Origin of the sequence: Pseudomonas auratipiscis (genome assembly GCF_036324085.1) — a bacterium.
In the GTDB taxonomy this organism is placed as follows: Bacteria; Pseudomonadota; Gammaproteobacteria; order Pseudomonadales; family Pseudomonadaceae; genus Aquipseudomonas; species Aquipseudomonas auratipiscis.
In genome coordinates this window covers 42,435-59,986 of sequence record NZ_JAZDCU010000011.1, presented here as the reverse complement: position 1 = coordinate 59,986, position 17,552 = coordinate 42,435, and the positions used below count along the sequence as shown (strand labels likewise).

The 17,552-nt window shown below is 58.0% G+C and carries 19 protein-coding genes; 12 read left to right on the top strand and 7 right to left on the bottom strand.

The window, feature by feature from the left end; translation table 11 throughout:
• Positions 1-196: 196 nt before the first annotated feature.
• Positions 197-676 (bottom strand): Lrp/AsnC family transcriptional regulator, encoded by a 480-nt coding sequence (locus V0R60_RS16415; RefSeq protein ID WP_136474662.1) that lies wholly within the window; start codon positions 674-676, stop codon positions 197-199.
• 127 nt (positions 677-803) lie between these two features.
• Between V0R60_RS16415 and V0R60_RS16410 the strand changes: the two genes are divergently transcribed.
• The gene (locus tag V0R60_RS16410; protein WP_136474663.1) at positions 804-2,000 is read left to right on the top strand and encodes a methionine gamma-lyase; all 1,197 of its coding nucleotides are present in this window, start codon (positions 804-806) and stop codon (positions 1,998-2,000) included.
• A 24-nt stretch (positions 2,001-2,024) separates the two neighbouring features.
• Positions 2,025-4,733, top strand: a complete 2,709-nt coding sequence (gene mdeB, locus V0R60_RS16405) for an alpha-ketoglutarate dehydrogenase (RefSeq protein ID WP_446030950.1) — start codon at positions 2,025-2,027, stop codon at positions 4,731-4,733.
• A gap of 62 nt (positions 4,734-4,795) precedes the next feature.
• On the opposite strand, the gene V0R60_RS16400 is transcribed toward mdeB, so the two are convergent.
• Positions 4,796-5,233: a YhcB family protein gene (locus tag V0R60_RS16400; RefSeq protein WP_136474665.1), complete on the bottom strand. Its 438-nt coding sequence runs from the start codon at positions 5,231-5,233 to the stop codon at positions 4,796-4,798.
• Positions 5,234-5,371: 138 nt separating this feature from the next.
• On the opposite strand from V0R60_RS16400, the gene V0R60_RS16395 reads away from it, so the two are divergent.
• From V0R60_RS16395 to zapE, 3 genes are all read left to right on the top strand, one after another.
• A complete protein-coding gene (locus tag V0R60_RS16395; protein WP_136474666.1) occupies positions 5,372-6,007 on the top strand; it encodes an alpha/beta hydrolase in 636 nt (211 codons plus the stop codon).
• A 24-nt stretch (positions 6,008-6,031) separates the two neighbouring features.
• Positions 6,032-7,381 (top strand): tryptophan--tRNA ligase, encoded by a 1,350-nt coding sequence (locus V0R60_RS16390; protein WP_330080119.1) that lies wholly within the window; start codon positions 6,032-6,034, stop codon positions 7,379-7,381.
• A gap of 82 nt (positions 7,382-7,463) precedes the next feature.
• The gene (gene zapE, locus V0R60_RS16385) at positions 7,464-8,558 is read left to right on the top strand and encodes a cell division protein ZapE (RefSeq protein WP_136474668.1); all 1,095 of its coding nucleotides are present in this window, start codon (positions 7,464-7,466) and stop codon (positions 8,556-8,558) included.
• Positions 8,559-8,637: 79 nt separating this feature from the next.
• On the opposite strand, the gene V0R60_RS16380 is transcribed toward zapE, so the two are convergent.
• A complete protein-coding gene (locus V0R60_RS16380) occupies positions 8,638-9,537 on the bottom strand; it encodes a GlxA family transcriptional regulator (protein WP_330080136.1) in 900 nt (299 codons plus the stop codon).
• A gap of 213 nt (positions 9,538-9,750) precedes the next feature.
• Positions 9,751-10,791: an NADP(H)-dependent aldo-keto reductase gene (locus V0R60_RS16375; RefSeq protein ID WP_136474669.1), complete on the bottom strand. Its 1,041-nt coding sequence runs from the start codon at positions 10,789-10,791 to the stop codon at positions 9,751-9,753.
• Positions 10,792-11,039: 248 nt separating this feature from the next.
• Here V0R60_RS16375 and rplM point away from each other — a divergent pair, with 248 nt between their 5' ends.
• From rplM to V0R60_RS16340, 7 genes are all read left to right on the top strand, one after another.
• Complete coding sequence (gene rplM, locus V0R60_RS16370) at positions 11,040-11,468, top strand: 50S ribosomal protein L13 (RefSeq protein WP_136474670.1); 429 nt, start codon at positions 11,040-11,042, stop codon at positions 11,466-11,468.
• A 14-nt stretch (positions 11,469-11,482) separates the two neighbouring features.
• Complete coding sequence (rpsI, locus tag V0R60_RS16365; protein ID WP_038607185.1) at positions 11,483-11,875, top strand: 30S ribosomal protein S9; 393 nt, start codon at positions 11,483-11,485, stop codon at positions 11,873-11,875.
• A gap of 262 nt (positions 11,876-12,137) precedes the next feature.
• Positions 12,138-12,731, top strand: a complete 594-nt coding sequence (gene petA / locus V0R60_RS16360; protein WP_107025092.1) for a ubiquinol-cytochrome c reductase iron-sulfur subunit — start codon at positions 12,138-12,140, stop codon at positions 12,729-12,731.
• Positions 12,731-13,942, top strand: a complete 1,212-nt coding sequence (locus V0R60_RS16355; protein ID WP_136474671.1) for a cytochrome b — start codon at positions 12,731-12,733, stop codon at positions 13,940-13,942. The genes petA and V0R60_RS16355 overlap by 1 nt, the downstream gene beginning before the upstream one ends.
• Entirely contained in the window at positions 13,942-14,721 is a 780-nt protein-coding gene (locus tag V0R60_RS16350) for a cytochrome c1 (RefSeq protein WP_136474672.1), read from the top strand. Before V0R60_RS16355 ends, V0R60_RS16350 begins: the two co-directional genes overlap by 1 nt.
• Before the next feature lie 117 nt (positions 14,722-14,838).
• Positions 14,839-15,456, top strand: coding sequence for a glutathione S-transferase N-terminal domain-containing protein (locus V0R60_RS16345; protein WP_136474673.1), 618 nt, complete (start codon positions 14,839-14,841; stop codon positions 15,454-15,456).
• A gap of 17 nt (positions 15,457-15,473) precedes the next feature.
• On the top strand, positions 15,474-15,902 hold the full coding sequence (locus V0R60_RS16340) for a ClpXP protease specificity-enhancing factor (RefSeq protein WP_136474674.1): 429 nt from the start codon (positions 15,474-15,476) through the stop codon (positions 15,900-15,902).
• 44 nt (positions 15,903-15,946) lie between these two features.
• Here the strand turns inward: V0R60_RS16340 and V0R60_RS16335 are convergent, their stop codons facing one another.
• The 3 genes from V0R60_RS16335 to V0R60_RS16325 form a co-directional block, all read right to left on the bottom strand.
• Entirely contained in the window at positions 15,947-16,165 is a 219-nt protein-coding gene (locus tag V0R60_RS16335) for a YgdI/YgdR family lipoprotein (protein ID WP_136474675.1), read from the bottom strand.
• Positions 16,166-16,260: 95 nt separating this feature from the next.
• Positions 16,261-16,839, bottom strand: a complete 579-nt coding sequence (locus tag V0R60_RS16330; protein WP_136474676.1) for a BON domain-containing protein — start codon at positions 16,837-16,839, stop codon at positions 16,261-16,263.
• Positions 16,836-17,429, bottom strand: coding sequence for a phosphoheptose isomerase (locus V0R60_RS16325; protein WP_026001179.1), 594 nt, complete (start codon positions 17,427-17,429; stop codon positions 16,836-16,838). Before V0R60_RS16325 ends, V0R60_RS16330 begins: the two co-directional genes overlap by 4 nt.
• Between the last annotated feature and the right edge of the window lie 123 nt (positions 17,430-17,552).

Here is a 17,552-nt window from a genome sequence, read left to right as displayed (position 1 = left end):
TAACGGTAAAGACTATAACTATGTACTTCATGCTTGATTTCCTTGTGCCGAGAGATACGAGATTATCTCTCGGCACAATTGCTCTATGTGTATTTGCCGTCCGATAGTCTTGTAGGATAATTATGGTCTGTGCGTGAGGCGCGACGTTCAGTGATTAATAATGCGATGAAGTTGATCCGATCTTTCGTTTCGGCTTTCAAATATGTTTTTCCGAAACCGGTATCACCCGTTTCTCCTTGACTGCCTTGAACGAGAAACTCGAGTAGATCTCCTTCACTCCCGGCAGTGTCTGCAGCACCTCCCTGGCGAACTCGCCGAACGACTCCAGGTCCCGTGCAAGAATTTCCAGCAGGAAGTCATAGCGTCCGGAAATGTTGTGACAGGCGACGATTTCTGGAATCTCCATCAGCCGCTGCTCGAAGGCGCGCGCCATCTCCTTGGAGTGCGAATCCATCATGATGCTGACGAACGCCGTTACGCCAAAGCCCAATGCCTTGGGTGAAAGGATGGCTTGATAGCCGGTGATGTAGCCATTCTCTTCGAGCAGTTTGACCCGCCGCCAACAGGGCGAGGTGGTCAGCGCGACCTTGTCGGCCAGTTCGGAAACAGTCAGTCGGGCGTTGTCTTGCAAGGCGGCGAGTAATGCGCGGTCGGTACGGTCGATGGCGGTAGGCATGATTTGCCCTCCGTGGCCTGAATTCATTGTTTTTTTGTTAATAACCCTGCTTGGCAGTGGTCATATTTGGAAAAAAATCAGCACCTCAGTGGCATAAGCTTATAACAAATCACAAGAGGCTGTTGTCATGAGCGGCTCCACCAAATTCTCAGGTTTTGCCACCCGCGCCATCCATCACGGCTACGATCCATTGGCCCATCAGGGGTCTTTGGTTCCGCCTGTCTACCAGACCGCCACCTTCGCCTTTCCTACCGTCGAGTACGGCGCGGCGTGTTTTGCCGGGGAGCAGGGTGGGCACTTTTATACGCGTATTTCCAACCCTACCCTGGCCCTGCTGGAAGAGCGCATGGCTTCTCTGGAAGGGGCAGAGGCGGGGCTGGCACTGGCCTCGGGCATGGGCGCGATCACGGCCACGCTATGGACCCTGCTTCGCCCCGGTGATGAGGTGCTGGTCGGGCGCACCTTGTATGGTTGCACCTTTGCTTTTTTACATCACGGCATCGGCGAGTTCGGGGTCAAGGTCCGACATGTCGACATGACGGATCTGCAGGCAGTCGAGGCGGCGATCAGTGCGCAGACCAAAGTGATTTATTTTGAGACCCCGGCCAACCCGAACATGCAGATGGCCGATATTGCTGCAGTGGCGCAGCTTGCCCACCAGCGCGATATCACCGTAGTAGTGGATAACACCTACTGCACACCGTACCTGCAGCGTCCGCTGGAGCTGGGTGCCGATCTGGTGGTGCATTCAGCTACCAAGTACCTCAGCGGCCATGGCGACATCACGGCCGGCCTGGTGGTCGGGCGCAAGGCACTGGTGGACCGGGTTCGACTCGAAGGTCTCAAGGACATGACCGGTGCGGTGATGTCACCCCAGGATGCAGCCTTGCTGATGCGCGGGATGAAAACCCTGACTTTGCGCATGGAGCGCCATTGCAGTAACGCCCAGGCAGTCGCGCAGTATCTGCAGGCACATTGCGCCGTGGAGCTGATCAACTACCCCGGGCTGTCCAGCTTCCCGCAATACGAGTTGGCCAAGCGGCAGATGCGTTTGCCCGGCGGCATGATCGCGTTCGAGCTCAAGGGAGGGATCGATGCCGGACGTCGGTTCATGAATGCCCTGCAACTGTTCAGCCGCGCCGTGAGCCTTGGCGATGCCGAATCCCTCGCTCAGCACCCGGCAAGCATGACTCACTCCAGCTATACCGCCCAAGAGCGTGCCCAGTACGGCATCTCCGAAGGACTGGTACGGCTGTCGGTTGGTCTTGAGGATATCGACGACCTGCTGGCCGATATCGAGCAGGCCCTGAAGGCCTGTGCCTGAACCGCCAAGGATGAGGTCAATGCAATGGTGGCAATGATGAGCCTGGTACCCGGTGAAGGCGTGCAGCGCCGTGACAGTGATGCGCAGGCCGACAGTGACCCCGGCGAGACTGCCGAGTGGCTTGATGCGCTGGATTCGACCCTGCAGCACTGTGGCCCTGAGCGAGCACGCTTTTTACTCGAACAGTTGGAAGTGCACGCCCGTGAGTTGGGGTTGGAGCGTGGTGCCCAGCCCTTCTCGGCGTATCGCAACACAATATCGGTGGAGCATCAGGGCGCCTATCCAGGTGACCTTGAGATGGATGAGCGCATCACCAGTATCCTGCGCTGGAACGCTCTGGCTATGGTCGTGCGGGCCAATCATGCCTATGGCGATCTTGGCGGGCACATCGCCAGTTATGCGTCGGCGGCAGAAATCTTCGAAGTGGGTTTCCAGCATTTCTTTCAAGGTGAATCCGGGGCGCAGCGGCGCAGTGCCGACCTGGTGTTCTTCCAGCCGCATTCGGCGCCTGGAATTTATGCGCGGGCTTTTCTTGAAGGTCGCTTGAGTGAGGAACAATTGGCCAACTACCGCCAGGAGGTGGCGGGTAAGGGCTTGTGTTCATATCCACACCCCTGGCTCATGCCCGACTTCTGGCAATTTCCCACAGGGTCCATGGGCATAGGCCCACTCAATGCTATCTACCAGGCGCGATTCATGCGCTATTTGCATCACCGCCAACTTCTCGATACCAGCACCCGGCATGTCTGGGGTGTGTTCGGCGATGGTGAAATGGACGAGCCGGAATCCATCGCTGGCCTGACCCTGGCTGCCCGCGAGCAACTGGATAACCTCACGTTTGTAGTCAACTGTAACCTGCAGCGGCTGGACGGCCCCGTGCGCGGCAACGGGCAGATCATTCAGGAACTCGAATCCTTGTTCACCGGGGCTGGGTGGAACGTGATCAAGGTGCTTTGGGGCACCGAGTGGGATGCGCTGTTTGCCCGCGACACCCAGCACGTGTTGCTGCGTCAACTGGCCGCCACTCCGGATGGACAGTTTCAGAACCTGGGGGCCAAGGATGGGGCCTACAACTTAGAGCACTTTTTCAATCAACACCCTGGCTTGCAGAAACTGGTCGAGCACATGAGCTCGGATGAGATCAATGCGCTCAAGCGTGGTGGTCATGATTTTCGCAAGCTGTATGCAGCTTTTGCCGCGGCCAAGGCCTGCAAGGGGCGGCCAACCGTGATTCTGGCCAAGACCAAGAAAGGCTATGGCATGAGCAGCGCCGGCGAGTCGAGGATGACCGCGCACCAAGCCAAGAAGCTTGATATCCAGGCCTTGCTGGCTTTTCGTGATCGTTTCCACCTGCCCCTCAGTGACAGCCAGGTAGAGCAGTTGCAGTTTTATCGCCCCGCCGATGAGAGCGCCGAAATGCGTTACTTGCGCGAGCGTCGCGCTGCTCTGGGCGGGCCTTTGCCCGCGCGACGCAGTGACGTGCCTGCGGTGCCGGTGCCTGCGCTGCAGGTCATGGGTGGCTTCGCTTTGCAGGCCGAAGGCAAGGAAATGTCTACCACCATGGCGGCTGTGCGCATGCTCAGTGCCTGGCTCAAGGCGCCCGAACTGGGGCAGCGGGTCGTGCCTATCGTTGCCGACGAAGCGCGAACCTTTGGCATGGCCAACCTGTTCCGCCAGATCGGCATCTACTCACCTCAGGGACAGTGTTATGAACCTGAAGATGCTGGCTCTCTGCTGTCCTATAAGGAGTCCCGGGACGGACAATTGCTGGAGGAGGGCATCACCGAAGCGGGCGCGATTTCCTCCTGGGTGGCGGCGGCAACTTCCTATGCGGTGCATGGCGAGCCGATGCTGCCGGTGTACATCTACTACTCGATGTTCGGTTTCCAGCGTGTTGGCGACCTGATCTGGGCTGCCGCCGACCAACGTGCCCGCGGCCTGTTGCTGGGGGCTACGGCCGGTCGTACGACCCTGGGCGGCGAAGGGCTGCAGCATCAGGACGGTTCGAGCCTGGTCATGGCTTCGATGGTGCCCAACTGTCGGGCCTGGGAGCCGTGCTTTGCCGGCGAGCTGGCGGTGATTCTCGAGTATGCCTCGCGGCGCATGCTCACCGAACAGCAAGACGAGTTCCATTACGTTGCGCTGATGAACGAAAACTATCCACAGCCGTCCCTGCCCGAGCAGGTGCATCAAGAGGTGTTGCGCGGCATGTACCGTTACCTAGAGCAGCGCGTGACCGATGCCAAAGGACAGGTTCGCCTGCTGGGTTCAGGCGCGATTCTGCGTGAAGTGATCGCCGCCAGTGAGTTGCTGGCTGCTGATTGGCAGGTAGAAAGTGAGGTGTTCAGCGTCACCAGCTTCAGTGAGCTGGCGCGTGAGGCGCGGGGTATCGAGCGCAGCAGCCGGTTGGGGCAGATCGCTGAAAATACCAGTCATTTGCAACGTTGCCTGCGCGGCAATGCGCCGGTCATTGCCGCCACCGACTATGTGCGTGCCTGGCCGCAGTTGATTGCCGAATATGTACAGGCTCCCTACGTTACTTTGGGCACTGATGGTTTTGGACGCAGCGATACCCGTCAGCAGTTACGGCGCTTTTTCGAAGTAGATCGCTTCAGTATCGTCCTGGCCAGTCTGCATAGTCTGGTACGCCAGGGTGGGATCGAACGCGGGGTGCTGGATCAAGCACTGGAGCGCTATGGTCATCGGGAAGCAGATGCGCCCTGGCACAGCTAAGGGGGATGCAAAAAAAATGGGAGCGGATTGCTCCGCTCCCACGCATTGTCGGAGGCTTGAGCTTAGTTGCGCTTTAGCCCGTAGTGCTCATCGAGCATGCCCGGCGAGTTAGGTGCCTTTGGCGCGTAGTCTCGTGGTACTTCAGTGTCCTTCGGTGGGGTCAGGCGGTCACGAGGGGCCTGCACCGCTTCAGAGTGCAAAGAGGCCAGCAGACGCTGACGGGTCAATTCGTCCAGGGCCAGGCGGTTGGCGCCATCGGCCAGATGGTCCTGAACTTCCTGGTAACTTTGGGTCAGTTTCTTGACCAATGCAGCCGTGCTGTTGAAGTGGGTAACCACCTCATTCTGGTAGCTATCGAAACGTTCCTGAATATCATCCAGCTGCCGCTGAGTGCTGCTTGGCGCAGCATTGGGCAGCAAGCGCGCGACCAGGAAACCAACGACAACGCCCACGACGAGGGCCAGGGTCGGCAACAACCAAACTAAGAGCGAGAGTTCCACGAGTCCTTCCTCTATAAACGGCTTTGCTTTACGTTAACGGCTCGGACCTGCGCTGTATACCGCGAACCATCGCAAATATCTCAGACAGAATCATTCAGCTAGACGAGTCGACCCTTTCCGAGGTCACGGAGTTTATCCTTGCTTATCCGCGAAACCCCCGTATTCATCGATGGCCCAGTCGGTCAATTGGAAGCTTTGTACCTGGACGTTGCCGACGCCCGAGGTGTGGTGCTGCTGTGTCACCCGAACCCCGTTCAGGGCGGAACCATGACCAACAAGGTTGTGTCGATGCTCCAGCGCACCGCCCGCGATGCCGGCTATATTACCCTGCGTTTCAACTACCGGGGTGTTGGTGCCAGTGCTGGCAGCCACGACATGGGCAGTGGTGAAGTGGATGATGCCGAGGCCGCAGCAACCTGGCTGCGGGAAAAGCATCCTGATCTACCGCTCACCCTGATGGGTTTTTCCTTTGGTGGTTTTGTCGCTGCCAGCCTGGGCGGCCGTCTCGAAGCGCAAGGCGCAGCGCTCAAGCACCTGTTCATGGTTGCCCCGGCAGTGATGCGTTTGAAAGATCACGACGCCTTACCACAGGCCTGCGCCTTGAGTGTAATACAGCCAGAAACCGACGAAGTGATCGACCCACAGATCGTCTATGCCTGGTCCGATGCACTGCCACGCCCCCATGAGCTGCTGAAAGTGGCAGAATGCGGACACTTTTTCCACGGCAAGCTCACCGACCTCAAGGATCTGGTGTTGCCGCGCCTTTCGAACTGAAACAAGCCTGATAAGCGATTACCCATGACTACGCGCATCCTTACCGGTATCACCACCACGGGCACGCCTCACCTGGGCAACTACGCCGGTGCCATCCGCCCGGCGATCCTCGCCAGCCGTGAGCCGGGTGTCGACTCGTTCTACTTCCTGGCCGACTACCACGCCTTGATCAAGTGCGATGACCCGCAGCGCATTCAGCGCTCGCGTCTGGAAATCGCCGCGACCTGGCTGGCCGGTGGCCTTGACCCGGAACGCGTGACCTTCTATCGCCAGTCCGACATTCCTGAAATTCCTGAGTTGACCTGGTTGCTGACTTGCGTGGCGGCCAAAGGCCTGCTCAATCGCGCACACGCCTACAAGGCGTCGGTGGACAAGAACCTGGAGAACGGTGAAGACCCGGATGCCGGTATCAGCATGGGTCTGTACAGCTATCCGGTACTGATGGCTGCCGACATCCTGATGTTCAACGCCAACAAAGTGCCGGTCGGTCGCGACCAGATCCAGCACGTGGAAATGGCCCGTGATATCGGCCAGCGCTTCAATCACCTGTTTGGCCAGGGCAAGGAATTCTTTGCCATGCCTGAAGCACTGATCGAAGAAAGCGTGGCGACGTTGCCTGGCCTGGACGGACGCAAGATGTCCAAGAGCTACGACAACACCATCCCCTTGTTCACCAGCGCCAAGGACATGAAGGATGCCATCTCGCGCATCGTCACCGACTCCCGCGCGCCTGGCGAAGCGAAGGATCCGGACAACTCGCACCTGTTCACGTTGTTCCAGGCATTCGCAACGCCGGACCAAGCCGAGGTGTTCCGCGGCGAGTTGTTGCAGGGACTGGGGTGGGGTGAAGCCAAGCAACGCCTGTTCCAGCTGCTCGACAACCAGTTGAGCGAGCCGCGCGAGCGTTATCATCAACTGATCAGCCGTCCGGCAGATCTGGAAGATATTCTGCTGGCCGGTGCTCAAAAAGCCCGCAAGGTTGCCACACCATTTCTCGAGCAACTGCGCGAGGCCGTTGGCCTGCGCTCGTTCCGCAGTATCGAGCAGGGGGTTGTCCAGACCAAGAAAAAGGCCGTCAAGGCGGCGCGCTTTGTCAGTTTCCGTGAAGACGATGGCAGTTTCCGTTTCCGTCTGCTGGCGGCTGACGGTGAGCAACTGCTGCTGTCGCGCAATTTCGCCGATGGCAAAACCGCTGGCGCAGTCAGCAAGCAGCTGCAGCAGGGCGGCGAACTGGACGTGCGTAGCGAAGGCCTGGGCTTTAGCCTGTGGCTGGAAGGCGAGCGTGTTGCCGAGGGCCCGCAACTGGCCGACGAAGCTGCTCGCGACGCTGCAATCGAGGGCCTGCGCGCTGCCTTGCAACCTCAGCAGGACTGAACGGTCTGACGCAAGTCTGATTGCCATTCTCCAGGGCCGTCGCTACAGTGACGGCCCGTTTTTGTTACCTTGCTAACGAATTATGACGCCCCTAGAACGATACCAAGCAGATCTGAAACGTCCCGAATTCTTCCATGACGCGGCGCAGGAAACTGCCGTGCGTCATTTGCAGCGCCTGTACGACGATCTGATCGCGGCGCAAAACAACAAGCCGGGCGTGTTCGGCAAGTTGTTTGGCAAGAAAGAGCAGGCACCGGTCAAAGGCTTGTACTTCTGGGGTGGGGTAGGGCGCGGTAAAACCTACCTGGTCGATACGTTCTTCGAAGCGCTGCCGTTCCAGCAGAAAGTGCGCACGCACTTCCACCGCTTCATGAAGCGCGTGCATGAAGAAATGAAAACCCTCAAGGGGGAGAAGAACCCGCTCACTATTATCGCCAAACGCTTCGCCGATGAGGCGCGGGTGATCTGCTTCGACGAGTTCTTCGTTTCCGACATTACCGACGCGATGATCCTTGGCACCCTGATGGAGGAGCTGTTCAAGAACGGCGTGACCTTGGTCGCCACCTCCAACATTGTGCCGGATGGTTTGTACAAGGATGGTCTGCAGCGTGCGCGTTTCCTGCCAGCGATCGCCCTGATCAAGCAGAACACCGAAATCGTCAACGTCGATAGCGGCGTCGACTATCGCTTGCGTCACCTGGAGCAGGCCGAGCTGTTCCACTTCCCCCTGGACGAAGCTGCCCACGAGAGCCTGCGCAAGAGCTTCCGCGCGCTGACGCCAGAGTGCACCCAGGCGGTGGAGAACGACGTACTGATCGTCGAGAATCGCGAGATTCGCGCACTGCGTACCTGTGACGACGTGGCCTGGTTCGATTTCCGTGAATTGTGCGATGGCCCCCGTAGCCAGAACGACTACATCGAGCTAGGCAAGATTTTCCATGCCGTGTTGCTCAGTGACGTCGAGCAGATGAGTGTGGCCACCGACGACATCGCCCGCCGCTTCATCAACATGGTCGATGAATTCTACGACCGCAACGTCAAGCTGATCATCTCGGCTGAAGTAGAGCTCAAGGACCTGTACACCGGTGGTCGTCTGACCTTCGAGTTCCAGCGTACCCTTAGCCGTCTGCTGGAAATGCAATCCCACGAATTCCTCTCCCGCGCGCACAAGCCCTAAAGCTGCAAGCGGCAAGTAAGAGCGTGTTGTGCCAGGCGCCTGCTCTTACATGCCGCTTATAGCTTGAAGCTCGCAGCCGTTATCCAGCTTCCTGGACGAACTGTTGCCGATACTGGTTCGGTGAAAGTTCGGTGTGCTGCCTGAACAGTCGCGCAAAGAAGCTCGCGTCGTCGTAGCCCACTTCGTAGCTGATGGTCTTGATGCTTTTGCGCGAGCCCGACAGCAATCCCTTGGCCGTTTCGATCCGTAGCCGTTGCAGATAGTGCAGCGGTTTATCACCGGTTGCAGTCTGGAAGCGGCGCATGAAGTTGCGGATGCTCATGCCGTGATTGCGCGCGACGTCTTCGAAGCGGAATTTGTCGGCGAAGTGTTCTTCAAGCCATTGCTGGATCTGCAGAATGATCAAGTCCTGGTGCAGCTTTTGTCCGCCGAAGCCGATGCGCCCTGGGGTGTAGTTGCGCTGCACTTCATAGAGGGTGTCGCGGGCGACCGCCTGGGCCACATTGGCGCCGCAGAATCGCTCTATCAAATAGATGTACAGGTCACAGGCCGAGGTCGTACCGCCTGCACAATAGAGGTTGTCGGCGTCGGTCAGGTGCTTGTCCTGATTCAGTGTGACTTTGGGGAAGCGCTCGGCAAACTGATTGAAGAACCGCCAGTAGGTGGTCGCTTCCTTGCCGTCGAGCAAGCCGGACTCGGCCAGCCAGAACACACCACTCGCTTCGCCGCAGAGCACAGCGCCACGGGCGTGTTGTTCTCGCAGCCATGGCAATACCTGGGGGTAGCGCTGACAAAGGGTTTCGAAATCGTCCCAGAAGGCCGGGAGGATGATCACGTCGGCTTGCTCCAGCGGGCCGTCAACAGGAATCAGCACATCACTGAAACTACGTGCCGGCAGGCCGTCGGGGCTCACCAGGCGGGTTTCGAATATCGGCTTCAGGCCCAGGCCCAGTTGCTTGCTATAACGTAGGCTGGCCAGATGGAAGAAATCCTTGGCTTGCATGAGTGTCGCCGCGAAGACGTTGTCGATGGCCAGGATACTGACGCGCCGCAAGGGCGTTGTAGGTTGGGTAAACATCATTTTCGTTATTCTTATAGGGTAGAGTGGTCAATCACCGGCTGGATCGTCTTATTTTTTGGCCGTTGTGTCTACCCCGGTTCCCGCGCGTGGCACGGGAACCTGTGAAGCGGCTCAGGGAGCGGGGTTGGGATGATCTTGGTGAATGGCTTCTATACCTGCCAGCAACTCATCGCAAAGCGTCAGCGCAAAGCTGTCCAGGTTGCTTTGCAGTTGCTCCAAAGTGGTCGCGCCAATGATGTTGCTGGTGACGAAGGGCTGGCGGGTAACAAAGGCCAGGGCCATTTGCGCCGGGTCCAGGCCATGGTCACGCGCAAGCTTCACGTAGCGGCTGCAGGCCGCGACCGTCTGCGGGTTGGAGTAGCGCGAAAAGCGACTGAACAGGGTCAGGCGGCTGTTTGCTGGTCGGGCACCGTTCTCGTACTTGCCTGAAAGCATGCCGAAGGCCAGTGGCGAGTAGGCCAGCAAGCCGCATTGCTCGCGTATGGCAATTTCCGCCAGGCCTATTTCGAAACTGCGGTTGAGCAGGTTGTAGGGGTTTTGTATCGACACCGCACGGCTCCAGCCACGGCTCTCGGCCAGTTGCAGAAACTTCATGGTGCCCCATGGCGTTTCGTTGGACAGGCCAATGTGGCGGATCTTGCCGGCTTTTACCTGCTCGTCGAGCACTTCCAGGGTTTCTTCCAGCGGGGTGAAGTGATCCTGTGGCAAGTGCTGGTAACCCAGCTTGCCGAAGAAGTTGGTGCTGCGCTCCGGCCAGTGCAATTGATACAGGTCGATCCAGTCGGTTTGCAGGCGCTTGAGGCTGGCGTCCAGGGCCGCAACGATATGCTGGCGGTTGTGCTTGAGCTGACCATCACGGATATGGCTGATGCCGTTGCCGGGGCCGGCGACCTTGCTCGCCAGGATCCAGTCGGCGCGATCGCCATGCGTCTTGAACCAGTTACCGATGAAGCGCTCGGTGGCGGTGCAGGTCTCTGGGCGCGGTGGCACCGGATACATCTCGGCAGTATCGATGAAATTGATGCCGGCCGCCTTGGCGCGTTCGATCTGGAGAAAGGCTTGGGCCTGATCATTCTGCTCGCCCCAGGTCATGGTACCCAGGCACAACGCGCTGACATTGAGGTCGGTACGACCCAGTTGGCGGTAGTCCATCGGCTTCTCCCTGATAAAAGAAGCATAAAAGCAGGTTGAAATTTTTTCCGCAATCTGGATAATTCAGCCCCTCTCTGCGTGTGGGAGTGATGCCCCGCTCACAGAAGAACCCTGCCGAATATTGGACGCGCTGACCCGAGCCCCCGATAGCGTCCGTGTGCGGCTGTGTCCTTGTCTTGTCAAGGTACGCACTATCCAGTAAGATCTGCCGTCTTATTTTCGCTGGGCGGCCCCTGAGGCTATAAAGAATGAAAACTTTTACTGCTAAACCGGAAACAGTAAAGCGCGACTGGTTCGTAGTTGACGCCGCTGGTCAGACCCTGGGTCGTCTGGCTACCGAAATCGCTAGCCGTCTGCGTGGCAAGCACAAACCAGAATACACTCCTCACGTTGACACCGGCGATTACATCGTTGTCATCAACGCCGAGCAGATCCGTGTTACTGGCGCCAAAGCTTCGGACAAAATGTACTACTCCCACTCCGGCTTCCCGGGCGGTATCAAGGAAATCAACTTCGAGAAGTTGATCGCCAAGGCCCCAGAGCGCGTGATCGAGACCGCGGTTAAAGGCATGCTGCCTAAAAACCCACTGGGTCGCGACATGTACCGTAAGCTGAAAGTCTATGCGGGCGCTACCCACCCTCATACTGCTCAGCAGCCCCAAGAACTGAAGATTTAACGGAATAGTTCATTATGTCGGCGACTCAAAATTACGGCACTGGCCGTCGCAAGACCGCAACCGCTCGCGTTTTCCTGCGTCCAGGTACCGGTAACATCTCCATCAACAACCGTTCTCTGGACGTGTTCTTCGGTCGTGAAACCGCGCGCATGGTAGTACGCCAGCCGCTGGAACTGACCGAGACCACCGAAAAGTTCGACATCTACGTCACCGTTATCGGTGGTGGTGTCAGCGGCCAGGCCGGTGCAATCCGTCACGGTATCACCCGTGCACTGATGGACTACGACGAAACCCTGCGTAGCGCTCTGCGCAAAGCTGGCTTCGTTACCCGTGACGCTCGTGAAGTTGAGCGTAAGAAAGTGGGTCTGCGTAAAGCACGTAAGCGTCCTCAGTACTCCAAGCGTTAATTCGCTTCGGCGTTCAAAAAAAGCCCGGTTCCTGGTGGAACCGGGCTTTTTTTATGTCTTGAATAAGTATGTTGGTCTTTACTGTGACAACTTGCCGCATAGACGCAAGTCAAGAGCTACAAGGGATTGCGCCTTGGAACCGGGCTAATCACCTTGTCAGAGAAGGGTCTTTTCATTACCATGCGGCAAATTTTTAGCAGTTCAGAAATTACTTAGTAGATGCCTGTTGTAACAGGCCATAAAGCTGATGGGAGAGGACTGAATGAGCAATGACGGCGTCAATGCAGGCCGGCGTCGCTTCCTCGTAGCAGCCACATCCGTGGTGGGTGCTGCAGGAGCGGTGGGGGCTGCGGTCCCGTTTGTGGGGTCATGGTTCCCCAGTGCCAAGGCGAAAGCCGCAGGTGCACCGGTGAAGGTCAATATCGCCAAGGTTGAACCAGGCCAGCAGATGATTGCTGAGTGGCGCGGTCAGCCGGTCTTCATCGTCCGCCGCACCGAAGAGATCCTTGGTAACCTCAAGAAGATCGCTGGTGACCTCTCCGATCCTGAATCCAAGGCATCGGTTCAACCTACCTATGTCAACCCGGAAAACCGCGCCATCAAGCCGGAAATCCTGGTGCTGGTCGGTCTGTGCACTCACTTGGGCTGCTCGCCAACCTTCCGTCCCGAGGTCGCTCCGGTCGATCTGGGGCCCAAATGGGTCGGCGGTTACTTCTGCCCATGCCACGGTTCCCACTACGACCTGGCTGGCCGCGTCTACAAGTCCCAGCCGGCGCCGCTCAATCTGCCAGTGCCGCCGCACTCGTATGAGTCGGACGACATCATCGTTGTCGGCGTCGATCAGGAGAACGCGTGATGAGTAAGTTCATGGATTGGGTTGACGCCCGCTTCCCCGCGACCAAGATGTGGGAAGACCATCTCAGCAAGTATTACGCTCCGAAGAACTTCAACTTCTTCTATTTTTTCGGCTCCCTGGCACTGCTGGTGCTGGTTAACCAGATCGTCACTGGCGTCTGGCTGACCATGAGCTTTACGCCTTCGGCCGAAGAGGCATTTGCCTCGGTCGAATACATCATGCGTGACGTCGAGTACGGCTGGATCCTGCGCTACCTGCACTCCACCGGCGCTTCCGCGTTCTTCATCGTCGTTTATCTGCACATGTTCCGCGGCCTGCTGTACGGCTCGTACCAGAAGCCTCGTGAGCTGGTCTGGGTATTCGGCATGCTGATCTACCTGGCGCTGATGGCTGAAGCCTTCATGGGGTACTTGCTGCCTTGGGGTCAGATGTCCTACTGGGGCGCCCAGGTGATCATCTCGCTGTTCGGTGCGATTCCGGTAATCGGCGATGACCTGACTCAGTGGATCCGTGGTGACTACCTGATTTCCGGTATTACCCTGAACCGCTTCTTCGCCTTGCATGTTGTAGCCCTGCCGATCGTCATTCTGGGTCTGGTGGTGCTGCACATCCTGGCACTGCACGAAGTGGGTTCGAACAACCCTGACGGCGTCGATATCAAGAAGCACAAGGACGAGAACGGTGTGCCGCTCGATGGCATTCCATTCCATCCGTACTACACCGTGAAGGACATTGTCGGTGTGGTCGTGTTCCTGTTCGTGTTCTGTGCCGTGGTGTTCTTCTTCCCGGAAATGGGCGGTTACTTCCTGGAGAAACCTAACTTCGAACAGGCCAACGCCTTCAAGACCCCTGAGCACATTGCCCCGGTCTGGTACTTCACACCGTTCTACGCGATTCTGCGCGCGGTTCCGGACAAGCTCCTCGGCGTTATCGCCATGGGTGCTGCGATTGCCGTGCTGTTCGTCCTGCCTTGGCTCGACCGCAGTCCGGTCAAGTCCATGCGCTACAAGGGTTGGATGAGCAAGGCCTGGCTGGTGGTGTTCTGCATTTCGTTCGTGATCCTCGGTGTGCTGGGCGTATTGGCGCCTACTCCAGGACGTACGTTGTTGTCGCAGGTATGCACCTTCCTGTATTTCGCCTACTTCATTCTGATGCCGTTCTACACCAGGCTTGAGAAGACCAAACCGGTTCCGGAAAGGGTGACTGGCTGATGAAAAAGCTATTTGCAGTATTGATTCTGGCAGTGATGCCTTCGTTGACCTTCGCGGCCGAGCACGGTCTGGAACTGGACAAGGTTGATATCGATCTGACCGACAAGGCCGCCATGCAGGACGGCGCGCGCACCTTTGCAAACTATTGCATGGGTTGCCACAGCGCCAAGTTCCAGCGTTACGAGCGCGTCGCGGACGACTTGGGTATTCCTCACGAGCTGATGCTCGAGAAGCTGGTATTCACCGGCGCCAAAATTGGCGACCACATGAAGATCGGCATGAAGCCTGACGACGCCAAGACCTGGTTTGGCGCCGCGCCGCCTGACCTGACCCTGGTTGCCCGCGTACGTGGTACCGACTGGCTGTACAGCTACCTGCGCAGCTTCTACGAGGACAAGTCGCGTCCGTACGGGGTGAACAACAAAGTGTTCCCCAACGTTGGTATGCCTAACGTTCTGGTGGGCCTGCAAGGCAACCAGGTAATTGGCTGCAAGCAGGTGCAAACCGTAGTCGATGGCAAGAAGCAGTTCGATCCGTTGACTGGCTCGCCATTGACCCATGAAGCATGTGACCAGCTGACCGTGGAGCCGAAATCCGGTACCCTGACCGAAGAGCAGTTCGACGAGAAGGTCAAGAATCTGGTGACCTTCCTGGCCTACTCGGCCAACCCGGTCAAACTGGAAAGTCAGCGTATCGGTACCTACGTGCTTCTGTACCTGGCCTTCTTCTTCATATTCGCCTACTTGCTCAAGCGCGAATACTGGAAGGACGTGCACTGATCACGCAGTAGTTTCTGGTAGTTGAACGCGCCCTGGGGGGCCTCTGGATAACGGAGGTTCCCGCAGGGCGCGTTTGCATTTGTAGCTTCTATAATTTCATCTGCGAGGAGGACCACTATGGGCGTGACCAACCGGTTAGCCTGCTACTCCGACCCCGCTGACCATTATTCTCATCGGGTGCGCATCGTTCTCGCCGAGAAGGGCGTCAGCGTCGAGATCATCAATGTCGATCCCGGACGCTTGCCGCCCAAGCTGGTCGAAGTGAACCCCTATGGCGGTGTACCGACCCTGGTCGATCGCGACCTGGCGCTGTACGAATCAACCGTGGTCATGGAATACCTCGATGAGCGTTACCCGCATCCGCCACTGTTGCCGGTCTATCCAGTCGCGCGGGCCAACAGTCGCCTGTTGATCCATCGCATCCAGCGTGACTGGTGCGCGTTAGTTGATTTGATCCTCGATCCGCGCAGCAAGGAAGCCGCTCGCACTCAGGCGCGCAAGGAGCTACGCGAAAGCCTGACGGGTGTGTCACCATTGTTTGCTGACAAGCCTTGTTTCCTCAGTGAGGAGCAAAGTCTGGTTGATTGTTGTCTACTGCCCATACTCTGGCGTTTGCCGGTGTTGGGAATTGAACTGCCGCGGCCGGCCAAGCCGTTGCTCGATTATATGGAGCGACAGTTTGCCCGTGAGGCTTTCCAGGCAAGTCTGTCCGCTGCTGAACGTGAAATGCGCTAGGTTTTAAGGAGCTGTCGATGAACTCCAGTCGCCCCTATTTGGTACGTGCACTCTATGAGTGGATCGTGGACAACGACTGCACCCCGCATATGCTTGTCAATGCCGAGTACCCGGCAGTACAAGTGCCCCAGAGCTTCGCCAGTGATGGTCAGATCGTTTTGAACATCTCACCCAGTGCCGTACGTCATCTGCACATGGATAACGACGCTGTGAGCTTCGAGGGGCGTTTTGGCGGTGTTGCCCATACGCTGTTCGTGCCTGCGGGTGCGATCCTCGGTATTTATGCTCGTGAGAACGGTCAGGGCATGGTCTTCGAGCTTGAGCCACCATTGCTTGACGAAGATGAAGACGACGATGACACGGTCGAGCCGGATGACGATGGCCCACCTGCAGGTGGCCAGCCGCCGCGGCCAAGCGGGCGTCCTAGTCTGAAGGTTGTGAAGTAAAAAAAAGGCGATCCACATGGATCGCCTTTTTTCTGTCTGCCTGCTTACAGGTCCGAGATGGTGCGGACCTGGTCCTTGTTGACGCGGGTCACTTTGCCATCCAGCTGCTCGAACTCGTAAAAGCCGGAGCTGCGCTCGTAGCGTGGAGCGTCCACGGCCTGGAACTCGCGTCCATCATTGAGGGTGATGAGGCTGGGACTGGAGCAGCCGGCCAAGGTAGCGAAAGCGCCGATCAGTAGGGTCGACAGCAGGCCGTTTTTCATGGGGTCTTCCTAAGGTAGGTGTAGAGAAAAATGGGATCGTCGCGCGATCCTTCGCGAATAAAACCGCGATGGCCTGCGCGTGCAGGCCGCGGTGGTTAGTCGATGTATTCGAACAGCTTGACGATTTTCTGCACGCCCGACACGCCCTGCACCAGGTTCGTGGCACGAGTGGCTTCCTGTTGGGTCAGTAGGCCGAGCATGTAGACGATGCCGTTCTCGGTAATGACCTTGATGCGTGAGCCGGGAATGTTGCTGTCAGTAAGCATCTGAGTCTTGATCTTGGTGGTCAGCCAAGCATCGTTATTGCGCGCCAGCAACGAGGAGGGTGGCAGCACCTGCAGTTCGTTGTGAACCTTTTTCACCCGCTGGACCTGGCCTGCAGCCTGCTCGGCGAGGCTCTTGAGGTCGGCGCGTGGCGTTTGCCCAGCAAGCAGAACAATGCCGTTGAAGCTGCTGACAACGATGTGCGAGTTCTTGTCCAGGTCAGGGCTGGCCTTGGCAACGTTAACCGCCACCTTGGTTTCGATCAGCGAGTCGTCGATCTTGCTGCCGAAGGTGCGGGTGCCGCGATCGTCCTCGATCGGCGTATCGCGAGTGGCGGTAAGGACCGAGCTGCAGCCAGTCAGGCTCAGGCACAAGGTCAGGGCCATCAGGCCGAGGCGGTTAGGGGTCATTCTTCACTCCCGAACAATTGGCTGTCGATCAGATCGCAAAGGCAGTGGATCGCCAGCAGGTGGACTTCTTGGATGCGTGCAGTGACGTTGGCCGGAACGCGAATCTCGACGTCTTCAGGCAGCAGCAACGAGGCCATGCCGCCACCATCGCGTCCGGTCAGAGCTACGACAATCATTTCGCGATCATGTGCGGCCTGGATCGCTTGAATAATGTTCGCCGAGTTACCGCTGGTCGAAATCGCCAGCAGAACGTCACCTGGCTGGCCGAGGGCGCGAATCTGCTTGGAGAAGATTTCGTTGTAGCTGTAGTCGTTGGCAATCGAGGTGATGGTTGAGCTGTCGGTGGTCAACGCAATCGCCGGCAGGCTTGGGCGCTCGCGTTCGAAGCGGTTGAGCAGCTCGGAGGAAAAGTGCTGCGCATCGCCGGCCGAACCGCCGTTGCCACAGGCGAGCATCTTGCCCTCGTTGAGCAGGGCGTTGACCATCACCTGACTGGCTTGCTCGATGTGTGGTGCAAGGACTTCCATCGCCTGTTGCTTGGTGTTGATGCTGGCCTGGAAAAGCTGGCGAATTCGGGATTGCATGTCCATCAGTAAGACCTTAAGTAGGGCGGCTGGTCGGGCGTGTCGGGACACTACACAAAAGATCCCGGCACATGACTGTGCGGCCCGCGAAGCAAAGAGCAAAAAAGTTGTGGGGGTAAACGTGCTGGG

Coding starts and splice junctions, on each gene's coding strand:
- petA (WP_107025092.1), top strand. CDS start 12,138: ATGAGCAATGACGGCGTCAATGCAGGCCGGCGTCGCTTCCTCGTAGCA.
- rpsI (WP_038607185.1), top strand. CDS start 11,483: ATGTCGGCGACTCAAAATTACGGCACTGGCCGTCGCAAGACCGCAACC.
- V0R60_RS16345 (WP_136474673.1), top strand. CDS start 14,839: ATGGGCGTGACCAACCGGTTAGCCTGCTACTCCGACCCCGCTGACCAT.
- zapE (WP_136474668.1), top strand. CDS start 7,464: ATGACGCCCCTAGAACGATACCAAGCAGATCTGAAACGTCCCGAATTC.
- V0R60_RS16410 (WP_136474663.1), top strand. CDS start 804: ATGAGCGGCTCCACCAAATTCTCAGGTTTTGCCACCCGCGCCATCCAT.
- mdeB (WP_446030950.1), top strand. CDS start 2,025: ATGGTGGCAATGATGAGCCTGGTACCCGGTGAAGGCGTGCAGCGCCGT.
- V0R60_RS16325 (WP_026001179.1), bottom strand. CDS start 17,429: ATGGACATGCAATCCCGAATTCGCCAGCTTTTCCAGGCCAGCATCAAC.
- V0R60_RS16340 (WP_136474674.1), top strand. CDS start 15,474: ATGAACTCCAGTCGCCCCTATTTGGTACGTGCACTCTATGAGTGGATC.
- rplM (WP_136474670.1), top strand. CDS start 11,040: ATGAAAACTTTTACTGCTAAACCGGAAACAGTAAAGCGCGACTGGTTC.
- V0R60_RS16355 (WP_136474671.1), top strand. CDS start 12,731: ATGAGTAAGTTCATGGATTGGGTTGACGCCCGCTTCCCCGCGACCAAG.
- V0R60_RS16330 (WP_136474676.1), bottom strand. CDS start 16,839: ATGACCCCTAACCGCCTCGGCCTGATGGCCCTGACCTTGTGCCTGAGC.
- V0R60_RS16350 (WP_136474672.1), top strand. CDS start 13,942: ATGAAAAAGCTATTTGCAGTATTGATTCTGGCAGTGATGCCTTCGTTG.
- V0R60_RS16375 (WP_136474669.1), bottom strand. CDS start 10,791: ATGGACTACCGCCAACTGGGTCGTACCGACCTCAATGTCAGCGCGTTG.
- V0R60_RS16415 (WP_136474662.1), bottom strand. CDS start 676: ATGCCTACCGCCATCGACCGTACCGACCGCGCATTACTCGCCGCCTTG.
- V0R60_RS16390 (WP_330080119.1), top strand. CDS start 6,032: ATGACTACGCGCATCCTTACCGGTATCACCACCACGGGCACGCCTCAC.
- V0R60_RS16335 (WP_136474675.1), bottom strand. CDS start 16,165: ATGAAAAACGGCCTGCTGTCGACCCTACTGATCGGCGCTTTCGCTACC.